General features: G+C 69.4%; 18 protein-coding genes. 1 reads left to right on the forward strand and 17 read right to left on the reverse strand.

What is annotated here, in order from left to right:
* Positions 1 to 314: 314 nt before the first annotated feature.
* The 17 genes from ACFZDK_RS16285 to ACFZDK_RS16365 form a co-directional block, all read right to left on the reverse strand.
* A complete protein-coding gene (locus tag ACFZDK_RS16285; RefSeq protein ID WP_390972995.1) occupies positions 315 to 926 on the reverse strand; it encodes a helix-turn-helix domain-containing protein in 612 nt (203 codons plus the stop codon).
* A gap of 9 nt (positions 927 to 935) precedes the next feature.
* Complete coding sequence (locus ACFZDK_RS16290; protein WP_390972997.1) at positions 936 to 1,748, reverse strand: alpha/beta fold hydrolase; 813 nt, start codon at positions 1,746 to 1,748, stop codon at positions 936 to 938.
* Between the two features lie 20 nt (positions 1,749 to 1,768).
* Positions 1,769 to 3,010, reverse strand: coding sequence for an acetyl-CoA C-acyltransferase (locus tag ACFZDK_RS16295; protein ID WP_390972999.1), 1,242 nt, complete (start codon positions 3,008 to 3,010; stop codon positions 1,769 to 1,771).
* A gap of 1 nt (position 3,011) precedes the next feature.
* Entirely contained in the window at positions 3,012 to 3,656 is a 645-nt protein-coding gene (locus ACFZDK_RS16300) for a 3-oxoacid CoA-transferase subunit B (protein WP_390973001.1), read from the reverse strand.
* Positions 3,657 to 4,412, reverse strand: coding sequence for a CoA transferase subunit A (locus ACFZDK_RS16305; RefSeq protein WP_358978321.1), 756 nt, complete (start codon positions 4,410 to 4,412; stop codon positions 3,657 to 3,659). It abuts the gene before it with no gap.
* Positions 4,412 to 4,708: a muconolactone Delta-isomerase gene (gene catC / locus ACFZDK_RS16310; RefSeq protein WP_099934617.1), complete on the reverse strand. Its 297-nt coding sequence runs from the start codon at positions 4,706 to 4,708 to the stop codon at positions 4,412 to 4,414. Before catC ends, ACFZDK_RS16305 begins: the two co-directional genes overlap by 1 nt.
* Positions 4,709 to 4,726: 18 nt before the next feature.
* Positions 4,727 to 5,596: a catechol 1,2-dioxygenase gene (catA, locus tag ACFZDK_RS16315; RefSeq protein WP_390973002.1), complete on the reverse strand. Its 870-nt coding sequence runs from the start codon at positions 5,594 to 5,596 to the stop codon at positions 4,727 to 4,729.
* A 47-nt stretch (positions 5,597 to 5,643) separates the two neighbouring features.
* Complete coding sequence (locus ACFZDK_RS16320; RefSeq protein ID WP_390973004.1) at positions 5,644 to 6,747, reverse strand: enolase C-terminal domain-like protein; 1,104 nt, start codon at positions 6,745 to 6,747, stop codon at positions 5,644 to 5,646.
* 9 nt (positions 6,748 to 6,756) lie between these two features.
* Positions 6,757 to 7,809 carry a 2Fe-2S iron-sulfur cluster-binding protein gene (locus tag ACFZDK_RS16325; RefSeq protein ID WP_390973006.1) on the reverse strand — a complete coding sequence of 351 codons (1,053 nt, stop codon included), beginning with the start codon at positions 7,807 to 7,809 and terminating at the stop codon, positions 6,757 to 6,759.
* 80 nt (positions 7,810 to 7,889) lie between these two features.
* Positions 7,890 to 8,210 (reverse strand): phenol hydroxylase subunit P4, encoded by a 321-nt coding sequence (locus ACFZDK_RS16330; protein ID WP_390973007.1) that lies wholly within the window; start codon positions 8,208 to 8,210, stop codon positions 7,890 to 7,892.
* Position 8,211: 1 nt separating this feature from the next.
* Positions 8,212 to 9,762 carry a phenol 2-monooxygenase gene (locus ACFZDK_RS16335; protein ID WP_390973009.1) on the reverse strand — a complete coding sequence of 517 codons (1,551 nt, stop codon included), beginning with the start codon at positions 9,760 to 9,762 and terminating at the stop codon, positions 8,212 to 8,214.
* Between the two features lies 1 nt (position 9,763).
* Positions 9,764 to 10,051 (reverse strand): MmoB/DmpM family protein, encoded by a 288-nt coding sequence (locus tag ACFZDK_RS16340; protein ID WP_030928026.1) that lies wholly within the window; start codon positions 10,049 to 10,051, stop codon positions 9,764 to 9,766.
* Positions 10,048 to 11,064, reverse strand: a complete 1,017-nt coding sequence (locus ACFZDK_RS16345) for a phenol 2-monooxygenase (RefSeq protein WP_099923655.1) — start codon at positions 11,062 to 11,064, stop codon at positions 10,048 to 10,050. Before ACFZDK_RS16345 ends, ACFZDK_RS16340 begins: the two co-directional genes overlap by 4 nt.
* Positions 11,065 to 11,115: 51 nt before the next feature.
* Positions 11,116 to 11,514, reverse strand: a complete 399-nt coding sequence (locus ACFZDK_RS16350; protein ID WP_099923654.1) for a hypothetical protein — start codon at positions 11,512 to 11,514, stop codon at positions 11,116 to 11,118.
* Positions 11,515 to 11,726: 212 nt separating this feature from the next.
* The gene (locus tag ACFZDK_RS16355) at positions 11,727 to 12,884 is read right to left on the reverse strand and encodes an acyl-CoA dehydrogenase family protein (protein ID WP_390973011.1); all 1,158 of its coding nucleotides are present in this window, start codon (positions 12,882 to 12,884) and stop codon (positions 11,727 to 11,729) included.
* 163 nt (positions 12,885 to 13,047) lie between these two features.
* Complete coding sequence (locus ACFZDK_RS16360) at positions 13,048 to 13,953, reverse strand: LysR substrate-binding domain-containing protein (protein ID WP_390973012.1); 906 nt, start codon at positions 13,951 to 13,953, stop codon at positions 13,048 to 13,050.
* Positions 13,954 to 14,003: 50 nt separating this feature from the next.
* Entirely contained in the window at positions 14,004 to 14,999 is a 996-nt protein-coding gene (locus ACFZDK_RS16365) for a helix-turn-helix domain-containing protein (protein ID WP_390973013.1), read from the reverse strand.
* Between the two features lie 324 nt (positions 15,000 to 15,323).
* Here ACFZDK_RS16365 and ACFZDK_RS16370 point away from each other — a divergent pair, with 324 nt between their 5' ends.
* Positions 15,324 to 16,817 carry a long-chain-fatty-acid--CoA ligase gene (locus tag ACFZDK_RS16370; protein WP_390973014.1) on the forward strand — a complete coding sequence of 498 codons (1,494 nt, stop codon included), beginning with the start codon at positions 15,324 to 15,326 and terminating at the stop codon, positions 16,815 to 16,817.
* Positions 16,818 to 16,885 lie beyond the last annotated feature (68 nt).

The raw sequence follows: 16,885 nt of genomic DNA on the forward strand, positions 1-16,885 counted from the left end.
CGGCATGCGCGGCACCGAGGTCACCGGGCAGGCGGATCGGACACGCCGACCCGGCCGATCCGCCTGCCGTGCCGTCGCGGACTGTCCGGCCCCACCCGTTTGTGGATGGATCCCGGTCTCCGACATGACCACCCCTGGACGCGGAGAACAGCGGCCGGCCAGGCGTGTGTCCAAGAGCACCACGGTTTATGCCCGGACGCTCACGCCTGGCGGCCCCGGACCGCCCTGACGAGCGGCCGACCCCAGATTCCGCCCTGTCCCGGGGGTGGGCCAATCCGTTGTGCCGAGATGCGGCACACCAGGTGCGGCGAAGCTCAGCGTCTTTCGTTCCCGTGGGTCCGTGCCAGGTTCGTACCGCCGGTGCCGGGCTGGACGCGCGGCACGCTCACCACGATGTGCACCAGGCTCTCGTCCGCCAGTGACTCGTACACGTGGGGCCGGTCGCCCGGATAGCGCGCGAAATCCCCCTCGCCAAGCTCCAACGGGCTGTCGACAGGCCCCACGCGTACCTTGCCGCTGATGACGTAGAGGTGCTCCAGTGTGCCCACCGGGTGCGGTTCGGACGGCATGTCCGCACCGTCGCTGTGCCGGCCGATGCGCACCACGTAGTTCTCGATGACACCTGAGCCGTAGATGTGGTCGAGCGACCGTGACTCGTACCTTCCGTGCTGCTCCCAGACGACCTCGTCGCCCCGCTGCACGGTGATGACCTGTTCCCGCTCGGCGACCAGCCGGGTTACCGGCACGCCGAGGGCCGTGGCGATGGAGAACAGGGTGTCGACCGTGGGGTTGCCCGTGCCCTGTTCCAGATTCGACAGCGTCTGTTTGGCCAGCCCCGCCCGGCGGGCCAGCTCGGCCAGGGACAGGCCGCGCTGCTCCCTGAGAAGGCGCACATTGCGCGCGACTACGGCGTTTCCTTGTGACACACGGCCACTCTACGAGCTGCGGTCGGCGTCCTCCGCGCCGCCCGCCATTCGGAGATGGGCCAGCAGCGCCGCTCCGACGGCCTGTGGCTCTTCCACGGCGAGATGACCTGAATCGACCGTCACCAGCTTCGCCCCGGAAATCCCCTCGGCGAGTTCCCTGGCATGTGGCAGGGGTGTGGCGGTGTCCTGGGAGCCACCGAGCACGAGCGTGGGGGCGGTGATCCTTCTCAGGTCGCGCCGAACGTCGTAGGCGGCAAGGGCGTCGCAGCAGGCGGCGTAGCCGATCGGGTCGGCAGTGGCGAGGTCCTGCAGGAACGTCTTCCCGAGGGAGGTCGCGGCTGTGCCGGGATCGGCGAACCAGCGGCCGGGCATGGCCTCGAGCAGGGCGCCGGTTCCCTCGCGTCGTACGAGAGCGGCGCGCTCCTGCCAGAACTGCGGCGGGCCGAAGTACGCCGAGGAACAGACCAGCGCCAGCGAGGCGAGGTGGTCCGGCTGATGCAGTGCGAGGTGCACCCCCACACCGCCGCCGAGCGAGATGCCGGCGTAGTGGAACCGGTCCCGGCCGTGGTGGGCGACGAGGTCCAGGACCATGTGGGCAAGGTCGCCGACTGTCGTACGGCCGGGATTGGGATCCCGGACGAGATCGCTCGGCGAGCCGCCGTGCCCTGGAAGGTCGTAGCACAGCACGCGGTGGCTCTCGGCAAGCACCGCCACATGGGGTTCCCATACGGTCGTCGACGTGCCGAGCGAGGGTCCCAGGACGAGCAGCGGCGCGTCGATGGGACCGAGCACCCGGTGATGCAGCAGAGGGCGGCGTTTCACTGCGGCTCCTGTGGAGGTTCTCAGCGTTCGAGGAGGAGGGCGAGGCCCTGGCCTACGCCGATGCAGAGGGTTGCGATGCCGGTGCCACTGCCCCGGCGGGCGAGCTGGTGAGCGACCGTGCCGGCGAGGCGGGCGCCAGAGGCGCCGAGGGGGTGGCCGAGGGCGATGGCGCCGCCCTGGGGGTTGAGGACCGCCGGGTCGAACTCGGGCCATTCGGCGAGGCAGCCGAGGACCTGGGCGGCGTAGGCTTCGTTGAGTTCCAGGACGTCGAGGTCGGCGAGGGTCTTGCCGGCCTTGGTCAGGGCGCGGTTGACGGCCTCGACTGGGGCAAGTCCGAAGTAGTGCGGGTCAATTGCCGATGTGCCGCTGGCGCTCACGCGGGCGAGCGGCTCGCGACCGGTGGCTTTCAGGCCCTCCTCGTCGACCAGCAGTAGGGCTGCCGCGCCGTCATTGAGGGGTGAGGCGTTGCCCGCGGTGATCGTGCCTCCCCCAGCCTCCGGCCGGGGGGACCCCCATCTCGCTTCGCTCGCGGTGCGGAAGGACGGCTTGAGCTTGGCCATCGCCTCCAGCGAGGCGCCCGGCCGGACGCCCTCGTCGCGGTCGAAGGAGACCGGGTCGCCCTTGCGTTGCGGGATGGTGACGGGGACGATCTCGGCGTCGAACAGGCCCTGTTCCTGAGCTGCGGCGGCCTTGCGGTGGCTGTGCAGGGCGAACTCGTCCTGCTGCTCGCGGCTGATCTTGTGCTTGTCGGCGATGAGCTCGGCGGACTCGCCCAGAGGGATGGTCCACTGCGGGTCCATCCTCGGGTTGACCATGCGCCAGCCGAGGGTGGTGGAGTACAGCTCGGCGTGCCCGGCCGGGAAGGGCCGGTCGGACTTGGGCAGCACGTAGGGCGCGCGGGTCATGGACTCCACCCCGCCCACCACGATGACGCTCGCGTCTCCGAGCGCGATCGCCCGGTAGCCCTGGATGACGGCTTCGAGGCCGGAGGCGCACAGCCGGTTGACGGTCACCCCCGGCACGGAAGTGGGCAGTCCGGCGAGCAGGGCGGCCATGCGGGCGACATTACGGTTCTCCTCGCCGGCGCCGTTGGCGTTGCCGAAATACACGTCGCCTATGACGGTCGGGTCCAACTCGGGGGTTTGGCCCAGGAGTTGTCGGATGACGTGGGCGGCCAGGTCGTCGGGGCGGACGGCGGCGAGGGCGCCGTTGTAGCGGCCGATCGGGGTGCGCACCGCGTCCACGATGTAGACGGTCTTCATGTCAGGCGAGGCCCTCCGGGACGATCAGCTTGGCATCGGTCCGGGCGGTGATCTCCTCGACGGAGATGCGCGGCGCGGTTTCGACGAGGACCAGTCCGTCGTCGGTGACGTCGAGGACGCCGAGGTCGGTGATGATCCGGTTCACGCACGCCCTGCCGGTGAGCGGCAGGGCGCACTCGGTGAGGATCTTCGGGCTGCCGTCCTTGGCGGTGTGGGTCATCACCACGATCACTTGTCGGGCGCCGTGGACCAGGTCCATCGCCCCGCCGATCCCGGTCACCAGCTTTCCCGGAACGGCCCAGTTGGCCAGGTCACCGCGCTCGGAGACCTGCATCGCGCCCAGCACGGCGACGTCGATGTGCCCGCCGCGGATCATGGCGAAGGAGAGCGCCGAGTCGAAGAAGGAGGCGCCGGGCAGGACGGTGACCGTCTCCTTGCCGGCGTTGATCAGATCCGGGTCGACCTGGTCCTCGGTGGGGTAGGGGCCGGTGCCCAGGATGCCGTTCTCCGACTCCAGCACCACCTCCACGTCATCGGGCAGGTAGTTGGGGATCAGTGTGGGCAGTCCGATGCCGAGGTTGACGTACTGCCCGTCCTTCAGGTCGCGGGCGGCGCGAGCGGCCATCTGTTCGCGAGTCCAGGCCATCTAGGGGCTCACCGTCCGCTGCTCGATCTTCTTGTCCGCCGCCTGCTGAGGGGTGAGCGCGACGATGCGCTGCACGAAGATGCCCGGCAGATGCACTGCATCGGGGTCGATCGCGCCGGGTTCGACCAGTTCCTCCACCTCGGCGATGGTGATGCGCCCGGCCATCGCCGCCAGCGGGTTGAAGTTGCGGGAGGACTTGTTGAACACCAGGTTTCCGTGCCGGTCTCCGCGGGCCGCGCGCACCAGGGCGTAGTCGGTGCGGATGCCGCGCTCCAGGACGTACTCCACGCCGTCGAACTCCCGCACCTCCTTCGGCGGCGAGGCCAGCGCGACGCCGCCGGAACCGTCGTAGCGCCAGGGCAGCCCGCCCTCGGCGACCTGCGTGCCCACCCCGGCCGGGGTGTAGAAGGCGGGGATCCCGGCGCCCCCGGCACGCAGCCGCTCGGCCAGCGTGCCCTGGGGGATCAGTTCCACCTCCAGCTCCCCGGCCAGGTACTGGCGGGCGAACTCCTTGTTGGCGCCGATGTAGGAGCCGGTCACCCGGGCGATCCGGCCCGCGGCCAGCAGGACCGCGAGACCGGATTCCAGGGCGCCGCAGTTGTTCGACACCACGCTCAGCCCGCCGACCCCGCGCTCGTACAACGCCTGGATGAGCACGTTCGGCACACCGCTGAGCCCGAACCCGCCCACCGCCAGCGAGGCACCCTCCGGTAGGTCGGCCACCGCCTCGTGGGCGGTGGCCACCGTCTTGTCCATCAGGCCACTTCCACGCCGGCCGCGAGGTCGGACGGGTGCTGGGCCAACGGGATGACCTCGACGCTCATGTAGGGGAAGAGCGGCAGGTTCCACAGGATCCGGTGCAGCGCCTCGTTGTCGGCGACGTCGAAGACGCTGATGTTGGCGTACTGGCCGACGCACCGCCAGATGTGCACCCACTCACCGGTCTTCTGCAGTTCCTGGCAGTAGGCCTTCTCCCGGGCCACCAGGTCCGCGCGTACCTCGGGGTCGAGGTCCCGCGGAATCTCCACGTCCATGCGCACCGCGAACAGCATCGCGTTTCCTCCGGTCCTTCACTGTTGGGGCGCGAGCTCGAGGTCGTAGTGGACCTCGTGCCCGTTCCCGTCCGCCGCCGGGGCGGGGTCGAGGACCAGCTCGGGCTTGACGGCGGAGGCGATGTCATCGGTGACGTGCTCGCCGCCGCGGAAGTACAGCTGGGTGGTGAGCGTCTGGTGGCCGGGTGCGCTGACCTTCAGGTGGAGGTGGGCGGGGCGCCACGCGTGCCAGCCGGCGGCGGCGATCAGCTTGCCGCAGGAGCCGTCCGTCGGAATCTGGTAGGGGGCCGGTTCGACGGTGCGGATACGGAAGGTGCCCTTCTCGTCGACCGTGACGCTGCCCCGCAGGTTCCACTCCGGGAGGTTCGGCGCGAACTGCGCGTACAGGCCGTCGGCGTCGGCCTGCCAGATGTCGACCAGGGCGCCGGGCAGCGGGGTGCCGTCGGCGCTGCGCACCTGGCCCTGGAAGACGAGGGGGGTACCGCTCTCGCCCTCACGCATGGGCAGGGTGGCGTCCGCGGACAGGGCCGGGGCGCCCGGCACGTAGTACGGCCCTTCGATGGTGCCCTTGCTGCCGGGGCGGGCCTCGTTGTTGACCTCCTCGACCACGTGCTCCACCCACACGTCGAGGAAGAGCGGCCACTCGCCGTCGAGGCCGACCTGGATCAGCCAGGCCTTGAGGGCGTCGTACTCGGCGTAGGTGACCTTGTGACGGCGGATCACGTCGTGTACCGCGGCCAGGACTTCCGAGGCGAGCGTGCTGACCCGCTCCTTGCTGCTGGCGGCCTCGCTGCGCTCTTTGGCCTGGAAACGCTCGGTCGCCGAGGCTCCCGAGGCAGCGGCGGTGGCCTTCTGTTCCGTGCTCTGCTGTGTGGTGACGTCGGTCATGTCCGGCTCTCCTTCGAGCTGGTCGTCGAGTCAGATGTATGGGCGGTTCACATGTCCTGGCGGTAGTGCTTCAGCTTGTTGTCGTCGATCTCGATGCCGAGGCCGGCGGCCGCGCGTACGCGGACCGTGCCGTTCTCGATCCGCAGCGGCTCGGCGAGCAGGTCGTCGGTCATGTCGAGGAAGTTGGACAGTTCCGCGGGGCGCCGCGCGGTGGTCGGGAAGGCGGCTCCGAACGCGGCGCTGCACAGGGAGCCGATCTGGCCGTCGATCTGGTTGCCCATCACCACGTCGACGCCCAGGCCCTCGCACTGGTGGACGATGCGCTGGGACTGGGTGAAGCCCGTGCGTGCCGTCTTCACGCTCACCCCGTGCGCCGCTCCGGCGAGGAGTTCGCGGGTGACCTCGGCGGGCCGGGTGGCGCTCTCGTCGGCGTACAGCGGGATGCTGCTGTGCTCGGCGAGCCAGCGCCGGGCGAGGACGTCGTCAGCCGGGCACAGCTCCTCGGCGAAGGTGAGGCCCACGTCCTCCAGCTCGCGCAGGGCGCGGGCCGATTCAGCCGCGGTCCAGCCCCGGTTGCCGTCGATGTAGAGCTCCACGTCCTCACCGAGGGCTTCCCGCAGGGCGCGGGTGGCCTCGACGTCGTCCCGGTAGGGGCGGCGCCCGACCTTCACCTTGAAGGCGGTGATGCCGTACTCGGCGCGCAGTTTCTCGGCCTCGGCCACCATCTCGGCCGCCGGGGCGAAGCCGACCATGTGGGCGACCCGCATCCGGTCGGTGAACCCGCCGAGGAGCTCGGTCACCGACACGCCCAGCGACTGGCCTATGACGTCCCACAGGGCCATGTCGAGGGCGGCCTTGGCGGTGGGGTTGCCGACCGTCCTGGCCAGCCGGGTCCAGATCGCCTCACGGCGCAGCGCGGACTCGCCCAGGATGTGCGGGGCGAAGACGGTGTCGATCACGGCGATGATCGACGCCTGGGTCTCGCCGTAGGTGAAGGGGCGGGGTGGCGCCTCCGCCGTGCCGGTGATCCCGTCCTCGGTGTGGACGCGGACGAGTACGTGCTCGGCCGTGCCCACCTCTCCGCTCGCGAAGCGCAGCGCCTTGCGGTAGGGGATGGCGAACGGGATCGTCTCGATCCTGGTGATCTTCACGTCTGGTCCTTATCGGCGGATGAGCGGACTGCGCACGACGTGAGCGCCGGCAGCGCGGTCGGCCGCGTCGAAGAAGTCCTCCCTGTAGATGTCACGTGGGAAGAGGCGCGCCTTCATCAGAGCCTTCAGCGTGTCGGCGACCATGGCCGGACTGCCGCAGACGTAGGCCACGTGGCCGAAGGCGCGGGGATAGTCCTCGGCCAGCAGGGCGGGGACTCGCCCGCTGCGGCCCTGCCAGCTGTCGCGGGAGAGGGCGGGGCGGTAGGTGAACCAGTCGTGCTCCGCCTGAAGCGTCTCGAACCACTCCGCGTCGTAGAGGTCCTCCTGGGCGGCGACGCCGTGGTAGAGCACCACCTCGCGCTCGGTGCCGGTCTCGACCAGGTGCCGGAGCATCGACACCATCGGTGCGAGACCGGTGCCGCCGGCCAGCAGCAGAACGGGTTCCTCGCGCAGCGGCCGGAAGGAGAACTGGCCGTACGGACCGGAGAGTGCGACCCGCTCCCCCGCACTCAGAGTCTTGAAGATCCAGCCGTCGGTGCACACCCCGCCCTCGGAACGCTTGATGTGCAGTTCGATACGACCGCCGTCGGCGGGGCTGCTGGCGATGGAGTACGGCCGCTGCTCGCCGCCGGGCACGTCCAGCAGGACGTACTGTCCCGGGTTGAACGCCAGCGGCTCGTCCAGCGTGATGACGACCCGCCGCACGTCCGGGGCGATGTCCTCGACGACGGTCACCTGGCCCGCCCGGTCCCGCACCGGGTGGATGCCCACGCCCTCCTCGACGTCCACCTCGCCCTCCACGACGAGATCGCCGCGGGGGCAGGCCACGCACAGCAGTGCGCAGCCCTCCTCACGTTCGCTCTCCAACAGCGCGTACGGGGAGGCGTCACCAAGGTCGGCGTCGCCCTCGAGGATCTGTGCCTTGCAGGTGCCGCAGGTGCCGTGGGTGCACGCGTGTGGCAGCCAGATGCCCTCGCGCAGAGCGGCGTCCAGCACCGTCTGGTCCTCACGGCACTCGATCTCCGCGCCGAGCGGCTCGATGCGGACGGTGTGAGTGGTCACTGCGGTTCTCCCTTGCCGGACCCGCGGGTGCGGGGCTTCTCGGGCAGCGCCTGCACCCGCGGGTGGATTGCGGTGGCCGCTCAGGCCGCGAAGCTGAGCAGAGCCTTGTGTCCGATGCCGAGGTCGGCCAGCGACTTGTCGTGTCCGCCGGTGAGCGGTTCGTCGAACAGCCGCCAGTCGGTGACTGACGCGGGGTCGAAGTCGGGGTCGGACGCGGCCCAGCCGTGCACCATCGAATCGACGAATTCCGCGAACGGCATGTTCTTCGGTACGCGGAAGCAGGCGGCCGAGCAGAACAGCGGGTTGCCCCGCCAGTGCACGTAGACCAGCTGGTCGTCGCCGAACACCTCGGCGCGGTCGGCCGACGGGAACTCGTAGTCGTACAGCGCCTTGACCGTCATCTCACACCGCCTTGCCGTCGCGGTCGCCGTCGCTGTGCCATGCGGCCCAGGCGAGCTGGTCGGGGGAACCCGTGTACTCGCCGTTGTCACCCTCCTGGATGCCGTACCAGGCGAGCACATCGGGCACGGTGGGGCCGCCACAGTTGCCCTGGTAGATCTGGTGGACGGGGAGCCAGGCCTGGACGTACTTCTCCGGCTCCCGTTCGAAGATCCACTGGCAGCCGTCGCTGCAGGTGTGGAAGGTCTCGTCGCGGAAGGTGCTGCGCCGGAAGGAGATCTGGGCCGAATTTCCGGGCTCGGTGAAGGCCATCGGCACCTGGCAGACCTGGCACAGCTGCGGCAGCCCCTGGAAGAACACCCGGCCGCCGCCGGCCTCGATCTTGCGGTGCTTCTCCCAGACCGGCCGGTAGACCTGGTCGAAGGAGTCCGGGTACTGCTCCGCCAGCCACGCCATGTGTGCCTCGTCGGGCGTCTTGGTGGTGAAGGCGGCGGCGAACGAGAAGTTGTGCAGGATCTTGTAGACCTGGTGCGAGAGGTGGTCCTTCTCGGCGATCGCGTCGTTCACGTGCCGGGGCGGCTGGATGCCGTAGTACTCCAGGTCGGGGAAGAGCCCGCCGAGCATCTGCTCCTCGAAGTACAGCTCGAATGCCTCGCGCCAGCTCATCACCGGCTTGGGCAGCATGTAGTCCATCATCCCCGCGACCAGCGCGGACATCCGGTACGCCCGCCAGAACCACTTGTCGATCCAGTCCTGGATGATCGGCACGTTGCCCTCGTCCTGCTCCAGCAGGAACTTGATGGCCTCCAGGCCCAGGGTCATGTGCCGGCTCTCGTCGGACTGGGCGGAGAAGCCGAACGACATGGTGGGCATGTCGCCGTTGAAGCTGGCGCCGCTCATGAACGGTACGAACAGCAGGTTGGTCAGCAGGTACTCGAAGCTGAACGAGATGGAGATGAGGAACTCGAACGGCCCGGCGGTCATCGCGTCGTCGAAGAGGGACTTGGGCACCGACAGGTACCAGACCCGGTCGTGCATCTTCGACCAGCTGTGGAAGCCGCCGTAGTACTTGTTGTAGTTGCTGATGGTGTGGATCTGCGTCTGGCAGTGGCGCAGTTCGTCCACGCTCTGGCACAGCGCCGCGAATCGTGGGGCGGGTCCCTCGAGGTGGCGGGCCAGGTAGGCGAAGTGGCGGTGCGCGGCGTACTCCAGGGGCGTGACGCCCTGGATGAACAGCTTGATGGCGTTCAGATAGCTGGCGTCCGACAGCGACAGGTGACCCTGGCTCTGGGCGAAGCCGTCCAGCACGGCGTACAGCCGCTTGTCCTTCTCGGCCTGGTACTTGTAGTAGGCGTCCACGGTCAGCCGGAAGGGGTCCTGCCAGCCGTCCCAGTCGTGGATCTTGATGCCCTCGTAGCGGGTGTGCGGAAAGAGTTGCTCACGGTCGACGTATCCCGGCTCCCAGTCCAGGTCGCGGGTGAGCAGCGCGTAGCGCTCCTTGAGCGGCAGCTTGCGGGCCGGCTTCGAGGAGGCTTTCTTCGTGGGCACGCTCATGTCAGTGCTCCCAGCTCACAATGATCCGGTCGTCGTCCCACTCGGAGAAGTTGCCGGTGTAGGAGACGATGGCCAGCTGGAACTCGCCGGTCTCCCACTCCCGCCCGAGGCGGTTCTCGACGCTTTCGCGGTTGATGACGATCCGGCCCGCCGCCTGCAGCTTGACGAGGCCGGGAAGGTGACGGAGGGTCAGTTCGGGGTTGTCGTCCTTGATCGCCTCGATCAGGGCCCGGTTCTCCTCGGACTCCTGGAGGTCGATGGCGACCTGGCGCAGTGTTCCGGTGCTCATGCGGCGCCTCCGGTGGTCTTGGTCCATGCGGTGGCGTGGGCGTCGGCGAGCTCGCCGAGCGCCGCGGCACTCGCCGCCTGCGGGAGCGCCTGGTCGATCGCCTCGGTGAGGGCCGCGACCGCCTCGCGTGCCCGGTCGGACCAGGTGGCGGCGATCCGGGTCAGGACGGCGCGGTTGTCCTCGCCGCGTTCCGGGTCGTTCGCCCAGCAGGTGAGCAGCGCGTCCAGCCACTTGCGCTGGTCGGCGTACCACGTGGCCAGGTGCTGTGCGACCAGGCTGTACGCGCCGGCCCCGCCGAGCAGCGCGGTCTCGTCGAGGTGCTGGTACAGCAGCGGGAAGACGAGTGAGTCGACGAGGTCGACGGCCAGCAGGCCCTCCGCCCAGTCCTCGACGACCATGATCTCCTCGGTCAGGCGGCGCAGCGGCTGGAGGTGCTCGCCCTCAAGCCACTGCCGCTTGGCCTCCTTGAGCGCCTCGGCAGTACCGCCGCCGGCGGCGATCCCGGCCCGGGAGAGCATCTGCGCGTTGCCGATCCGGTCGAACGCGGCGAAGGTGCAGCACTGCTCCAGGGAGGTGCCGTAGGCGAAGCGGGCGCCGGAGACGCTCACCAGCTGGGCCCCGGACTCGTAGTGCCTGAGCGGGACGACCACCGAGGTCAGCACTGTGTGCCACGCCTCGGGCAGCTTCGCGAGCAGGTCGCGCGCCTCCAGGTAGCCCAGCGTCTTGCCGAACTCGTCGTGCAGCGCGGCTCGTTGGGTCACGTACGGCGTGTAGTAGTACTGGCGCGGATCGGTGTAGCTGTACGGATCCGTCAGCCGCAGGGCGGAGAACCGCTCGTCGTACAGCTCGCGGTCCTGCGCCCAGGTGGGTCGGTAGTGGAAGTTCTCCCTCGGCTCGACGTCGAGTGTCGCTTCGAGGTAGCGGCTCGCCGGCTGGTCGCCGAGGCGGTCGATCACGTTCTGGTAGGTCTGGCGCCTCGGTTCGAGGACCCGGTAGCGCAGTTCGTATTGCACGAGCTTCTCCTGACGGGCTTCATCGGCATCAGGGACGGTTGTCTCGCTGTTTCAGCGGCGTACGGAGGCGGCGATCAGGCCGAGCAGGAGTGCCTGAAGCTCGTCCTCGCCGGTGAGCCGGCGCGGTCCGTCGTCCGGGAGACAGGGGGCGGTGAGCCGGGCGACGGCGGTACGGCCGGACACGGCGGTCTCCACCCGGGCTTCGGCTTCGCCGCAGCCGATGGTGAAGGACAGGCTCCCGGGACCGGTCTCGTCCGCCAGGGTGAAGGCGGTGCCGTGCTCCCGGAGGACTGCGTTCGCCTCACAGACCAGCTGCTCGGCCAGAGACCGGACGACGACCTGCGTGTCGGTGACGACCGCCACCGGGCCGGCCTGGCTCGGTTCGGTCTCCGGCACGGGCGGTGGCGCCCCGTCGAGCAGGGACATCACGGAAATCATGAACGGCGTCATCGGGCGCTCCTTGGTCCGAGCCGACGTCCGCGGGGCCGCTCGGGCGGTGCGCCACTGCCGCGGCCTGCGGTTGCTCTGAGTGTTACAGCGCCGCAATGACGTGTGAAATATCGGTTACCAATGGATTGATATCCGGGGCGTCATGTTCAGAAGACGTCCTGCTCGATCTCTCGACGTCGAGTAGATCGAGCAGGTACCGGAGTGCCTGATGCCTACAGACCCATGTCCTTGGCGATGATCGTCTTCATGATCTCGTTGGTGCCGCCGACGATCCGGTTGACGCGGTTGTCGGCGTACAGGCGGGCGATCGGGTACTCGTTCATGTAGCCGTAGCCGCCGTGCAGTTGGAGGCAGCGGTCGATCACACGGTGGGCGACCTCGGTGCAGAAGAGCTTTGCGCCGGCGGCCTCGGCGGGGGTCAGCTCACCGGCGTCGAGAGCCTCCGTGGCGCGGTCGGCGACCGCCTCGGCGGCGTCCACCTCGGCCTTGCAGGCGGCCAGCTCGAACTTGGTGTTCTGGAACGTGGCGACCGGCTTGCCGAAGACGACCCGCTCCTGCACGTACTGCCGGGTGAACCGGATGGCGGCCTTGGCCTGCGCGTACGCGCCGTAGGCGATGCCCCAGCGCTCGGAGGCGAGGTTGTGGCCCAGGTAGTAGAAGCCCTTGTTCTCCTCGCCGAGCAGGTCCTCGACCGGGACCTTCACGTCAACGAAGGCCAGCTCGGCGGTGTCGGAGGTCTTCATGCCGACCTTGTCCAGCTTGCGGCCGATGGAGTAGCCCTCGGACTTGGTGTCCACGGCGAACAGGGAGATGCCGTGGCGGCGGTCCTCGGCGCTCTGCGGGGAGGTGCGGGCGCAGACGATCACACGGTCGGCGTGGACGCCGCCGGTGATGAAGGTCTTGGCGCCGTTGAGGACGTAGTGGGTGCCGTCCTCGGAGAGCTTCGCGGTGGTCTTCATGCCCGCCAGGTCGGAGCCGGTGCCCGGCTCGGTCATCGCGATGGCCCACATCTCCTCGCCGGAGACGAACTTGGGCAGGTAGCGCTTCTTCTGCTCGTCGGTGGCGAGCAGCTTGATGTACGGCAGGCCCAGCATGACGTGGAAGCTGGACCCGCCGAAGGTGACACCGGCGCGGGCCGTCTCCTCGTACTGGATGGCCTCGAACTTGTGGGTGTCCAAGCCCGCGCCACCGTACTCCTCCGGCACGGTGATCCCGAACAGGCCCAGCTCGGCGAGCTTGTAGTAGAACTCGCGCGGCGCCTGGCCGGCGGCGAGCCATTCGTCGTGGACCGGAACGACCTCGGCCTCGATGAAGGCGCGGAGGGTCTCCCGGAACGCCTCGTGATCTTCGTTGAATACCGTACGGCGCACGGACATGCTCCTTCGTCAAGGCTCACGACCAGCGGAGAGACCAGCGGACCGGCGAGCACACAGAGGGACCAAGCGTCTGACTAAGCGCTTGCTTTTGCGAGATTACCCGTCGGCCATCGTGGCGGTACAGAGACCCACGACACGTCAGAGCAGGTCCGAGCCGTCAGCGGGCGGCAGGTCGGCCGCCGCCCAGCAGCCACCGCAGGCGCGGCATCACCCGGGCGAGCAGCGCGGAGTCCTCGCCCGCTCGGGTCGCGACGGCCAGCTCGACCTCCTCGGTCGTGCCCGACAGGGGCCGGTATGTGGCCCCCGTGATGTGCAGGTGCCGCACCGAGGCGGGCACGAGCGCGACGCCGAGCCCGCCGGCGACAAAGGCAACGAGAGTCGAGGTCTCGGCCACCTCCTGCACTGCCGAAGGATGGAAGCCCGCTCGCTGGCAGGCATCGAAGACGGCGTCGTACACCACCGATCGATGCTGGGAGGGGTAACAGATGAACGGTTCGGTCTGCAGCTCGGCCAGCGGCACGCTCTCCCGGTCGGCGAGTTCGTGCCCCTCCGGCAGCACGGCGATGAGCGGTTCCCGACGGAACACCAGGACGTTCAGCTCGGGGTCGCGTACCGGGGGGCGCAGGAAGGCGATGTCCAGGGACCGGTCGTGCAGCGCTTCCACCTGGCGTGGTGTCAGCATCTCCCCCTTGAGCTCCAGCTCGATCCCCCGGAACTCCTCGCGCAGCGCACGGGCCACCGTCGGCAGCAGCTCGTACGTCGCCGAACCGGTGAAACCGATGGCGAGTTTGCCGACCAAGCCGGAGGCGACGAGCCCTGCCTCGTCCGCGGTGGCGTCCACCGCGGCGAGGATGCCGCGCGCCCGCTCCAGGAACCGGGCACCGGCGGGTGTGAGTTCGACCCGGCGGGTCGACCGGATCAGAAGTTGTACGCCGAGTTCCGTCTCCAGCTGTTTGATCTGCTGCGACAGCGGAGGCTGGGCGATGTGCAGACGTTCCGCGGCGCGCCCGAAGTGGCACTCCTCGGCAACGGCGACGAAGTACCGGATGTGCCGTAGCTCCATGCGGGGAGCATAAGGTGGCCGGTCGCGGCTCCCGGGCCCGTACCGCCTGATCAGCGGGGAAGGACGCGCAGGGCCTCCAGCGCCGCCCCGAGATCGGCCAGGGTGCGGGGGTCGGACAGGGAGCGACCGGTCAGTTCCTCGATCCGGCGCAGCCGGTAACGGACCGTGTTCGGATGCAGGAACATCCGCTCGGCGGTGTCCTGTGCCCGGCCACCTGCGGCGAACCAGTGGCGAAGAGTCTCCAGGAGGCGCGTCCGGTCCTGCGGGGGCAGAACGAGCACGGGTTTCAGGATGACGTGCACCAGACGTGTCGCCTCCTCGGGCGCCGCCGCGACGACCATGGCCAGCGGGTGGTCGTCGAAGCAGGCCGCGCCCGCCGACTCCCGGGCCAGCCCGGCGAGCGCCAACCGTGCGAAGCGCAGTGCCCGGGGGGTGTCGCCGAGCGAGTCGAACAGCGGGCTGATCCCCATCCGGGCGCGGCGCCGCCGCAGGGTCCGGAGGCTGAGCGTCTCGGCGTCCGGCACGGCGAGGGACAGAACACCGATCTGCTGGTCCAGCAGCAGTCCCCAGGCCGAGGGCACGTGAGCCTCGCGCAACGCCGCCTCGATCCCGGGCAACGGTTCCTCTCCCGCCCCGAGGCCCGCGGCCACCACCACCGCATACGGTCCGTCCTTGGGCAGCCCGAGGTTGTGCGCCGCGTCGTCGAGGCCGGCACGGTCCGTGATGTCGCCCCTGCACACTGCCTCAACCAGTGCTGAACGTCTCGCCTCGCGCTGCCGACTCAACTCGGCGGAGGTCTCCCGGTATGCGGTGGCGAGCACCTCCGCGTAACGGCCGAACAGCACCCAGATCTCCGAGGACCCGACTGCGAGCTGCGTCTGATCAATCTCGGGGTGCTGCCGGGCCTCGTCGAGGATCTGCGCCCAGAGGGAGTCGAACGCGGTCCGGTAGGCGTGCAGCGTGTCCGCCAGCGGGACGCCCTGCTCGGCGCGGATCCGCCCGGTCTCGCGTGCCGGGCGTACGTCGGGCTCGCTGCCCTCGGCCAAATGCGCCAGGACGACGCGCGCATTGCGTTCGAGGGAAAATCGAAGCGATTCCCGGGGAACGACCGAATCATCGGCGTAGGAATCAACCTCGGCACGAATGCGCACCGCCAACGCCTCACTGATTTCGTGAAGGCGCTCCTGCAGCACCGAAGCGACACCGGAGAGGTCCATCTCCGCAGCTTATGGCGGTGTCCTTGTTCCTGGGAACAAGCAGTCCACAGCGATGCTGTATGTGCTGCCATAGACGCTCCTCATTACGGGCGGCAGCATGCCGCCAAGCATCGCTGGGACGCGCGATGCATGTAGTCGCAAGAGGAGACAGGCATGCCCAATCTCGCGGAGTTCCTGGTGGCGACGGCCGCCCGACAGCCGGAGCGCCCCGCGCTGCGGCTGGGAACGGCGACCATCAGCTACGCGGAGCTGGACGAGGCGAGCGCCCGAGCCGCCGCATTGCTGCGCGCCGAGGGGGTCCGGCCCGGCGACCGGGTCGCCCTGATGCTGCCCAGCTCACCCGAGTTCGTCATCCTCTACTACGGCATCCTGCGCGCCGGCGGCATAGTCCTGCCGCTGAACCCGCTGCTCAAGGAGCGGGAGGTCGCCTACCACCTGGGCGACTGCGGTGCCGTGCTGCTCTTCGAGTGGCACGAGGCGCCAGGTGAGGGCGACAAGGGCGCTGCCGCCGCCGGCGTGCGGCACCTGGTCGTCGAGCCCGCCGACTTCGCCGAGCGTCTCGGGCGGCACGAGCCCCATCGACAGGTCGCCGCGGTCGACGGGGACGACATCGCGGTCCTGCTCTACACCTCCGGCACCACCGGCCGCCCCAAGGGCGCCTCGCTGACCCATGCGAACCTGCGCCACAACACCGAGATCATCGTCACCGACCTGGCGAGGATGGTCTCGGACGACGTGGTGGTGGGCTGCCTGCCGCTCTTCCACATCTTCGGCCAGACCGCCACCCTCAACGCCGCGGTGAAGAGTGGCGCTCTGCTCGTGCTCGTCCCTCGGTTCGACGCGGAGACCGTGCTCGACATCCTCGCTCGTGAAGCTGCCACCGTGTTCGAGGGTGTCCCCACCATGTACGCGGCGCTGCTGCAGCACCCTGCTGCCGCGAACGCGGATGTGTCCACCCTGCACACCTGCATCTCGGGCGGGGCCGCGCTGCCGGTGGAGATCCTTCACGGCTTCGAGCGCCGCTTCGGCTGCACGGTGTTGGAGGGCTACGGCCTGTCCGAGACGAGCCCCGCCGTCTCCTTCTGCCGCCCCGACCGCCCGCGCAAGCCCGGCTCGGTGGGGACGCCCGTCCGTGACGTCGAGGTACGGCTGCTGGACGCCGACGGACAGGAAGTGGCCACCGGCGAGGTGGGCGAACTGGTCGTGCGCGGCCCGAACGTGATGAAGGGCTACTGGAACCGCCCCGAGGAGACGGCGGCGGCCATCTCCGACGGCTGGTTCCGCACCGGTGACATGGCCCGGCGGGACGAGGACGGTGACCTGTACATCGTCGACCGCAAGAAGGACCTGATCATCCGGGGCGGCTACAACGTCTATCCGCGCGAGATCGAGGAGGTCCTGCACGAGCATCCCGCCGTCGCCCTGGCCGCCGTCGTGGGCGTGCCGGACGCCAAGCTCGGTGAGGAGGTGGCCGCCGCGGTCGTCCTGCGCCCCGGTGCGCAGGCCACGCCGGAGGAACTGCAGAAGTTCGTCAAGGAGCGGGTGGCGGCGTACAAGTACCCGCGCCGCGTGTGGCTGACCGACTCCCTGCCGACCGGGCCCACCGGCAAGATCCTCAAGCGGGAGATCACCGCATCCAGCGTCTGAAGACACGGGACGAGGGCCTCTGAGCAGCTGTAGCAGCTCAGAGGCCCTTACGTCTGACGGGCGACAGC

This window comes from Streptomyces sp. NPDC007901 (assembly GCF_042959465.1).
Taxonomy (GTDB): domain Bacteria; phylum Actinomycetota; class Actinomycetes; order Streptomycetales; family Streptomycetaceae; genus Streptomyces.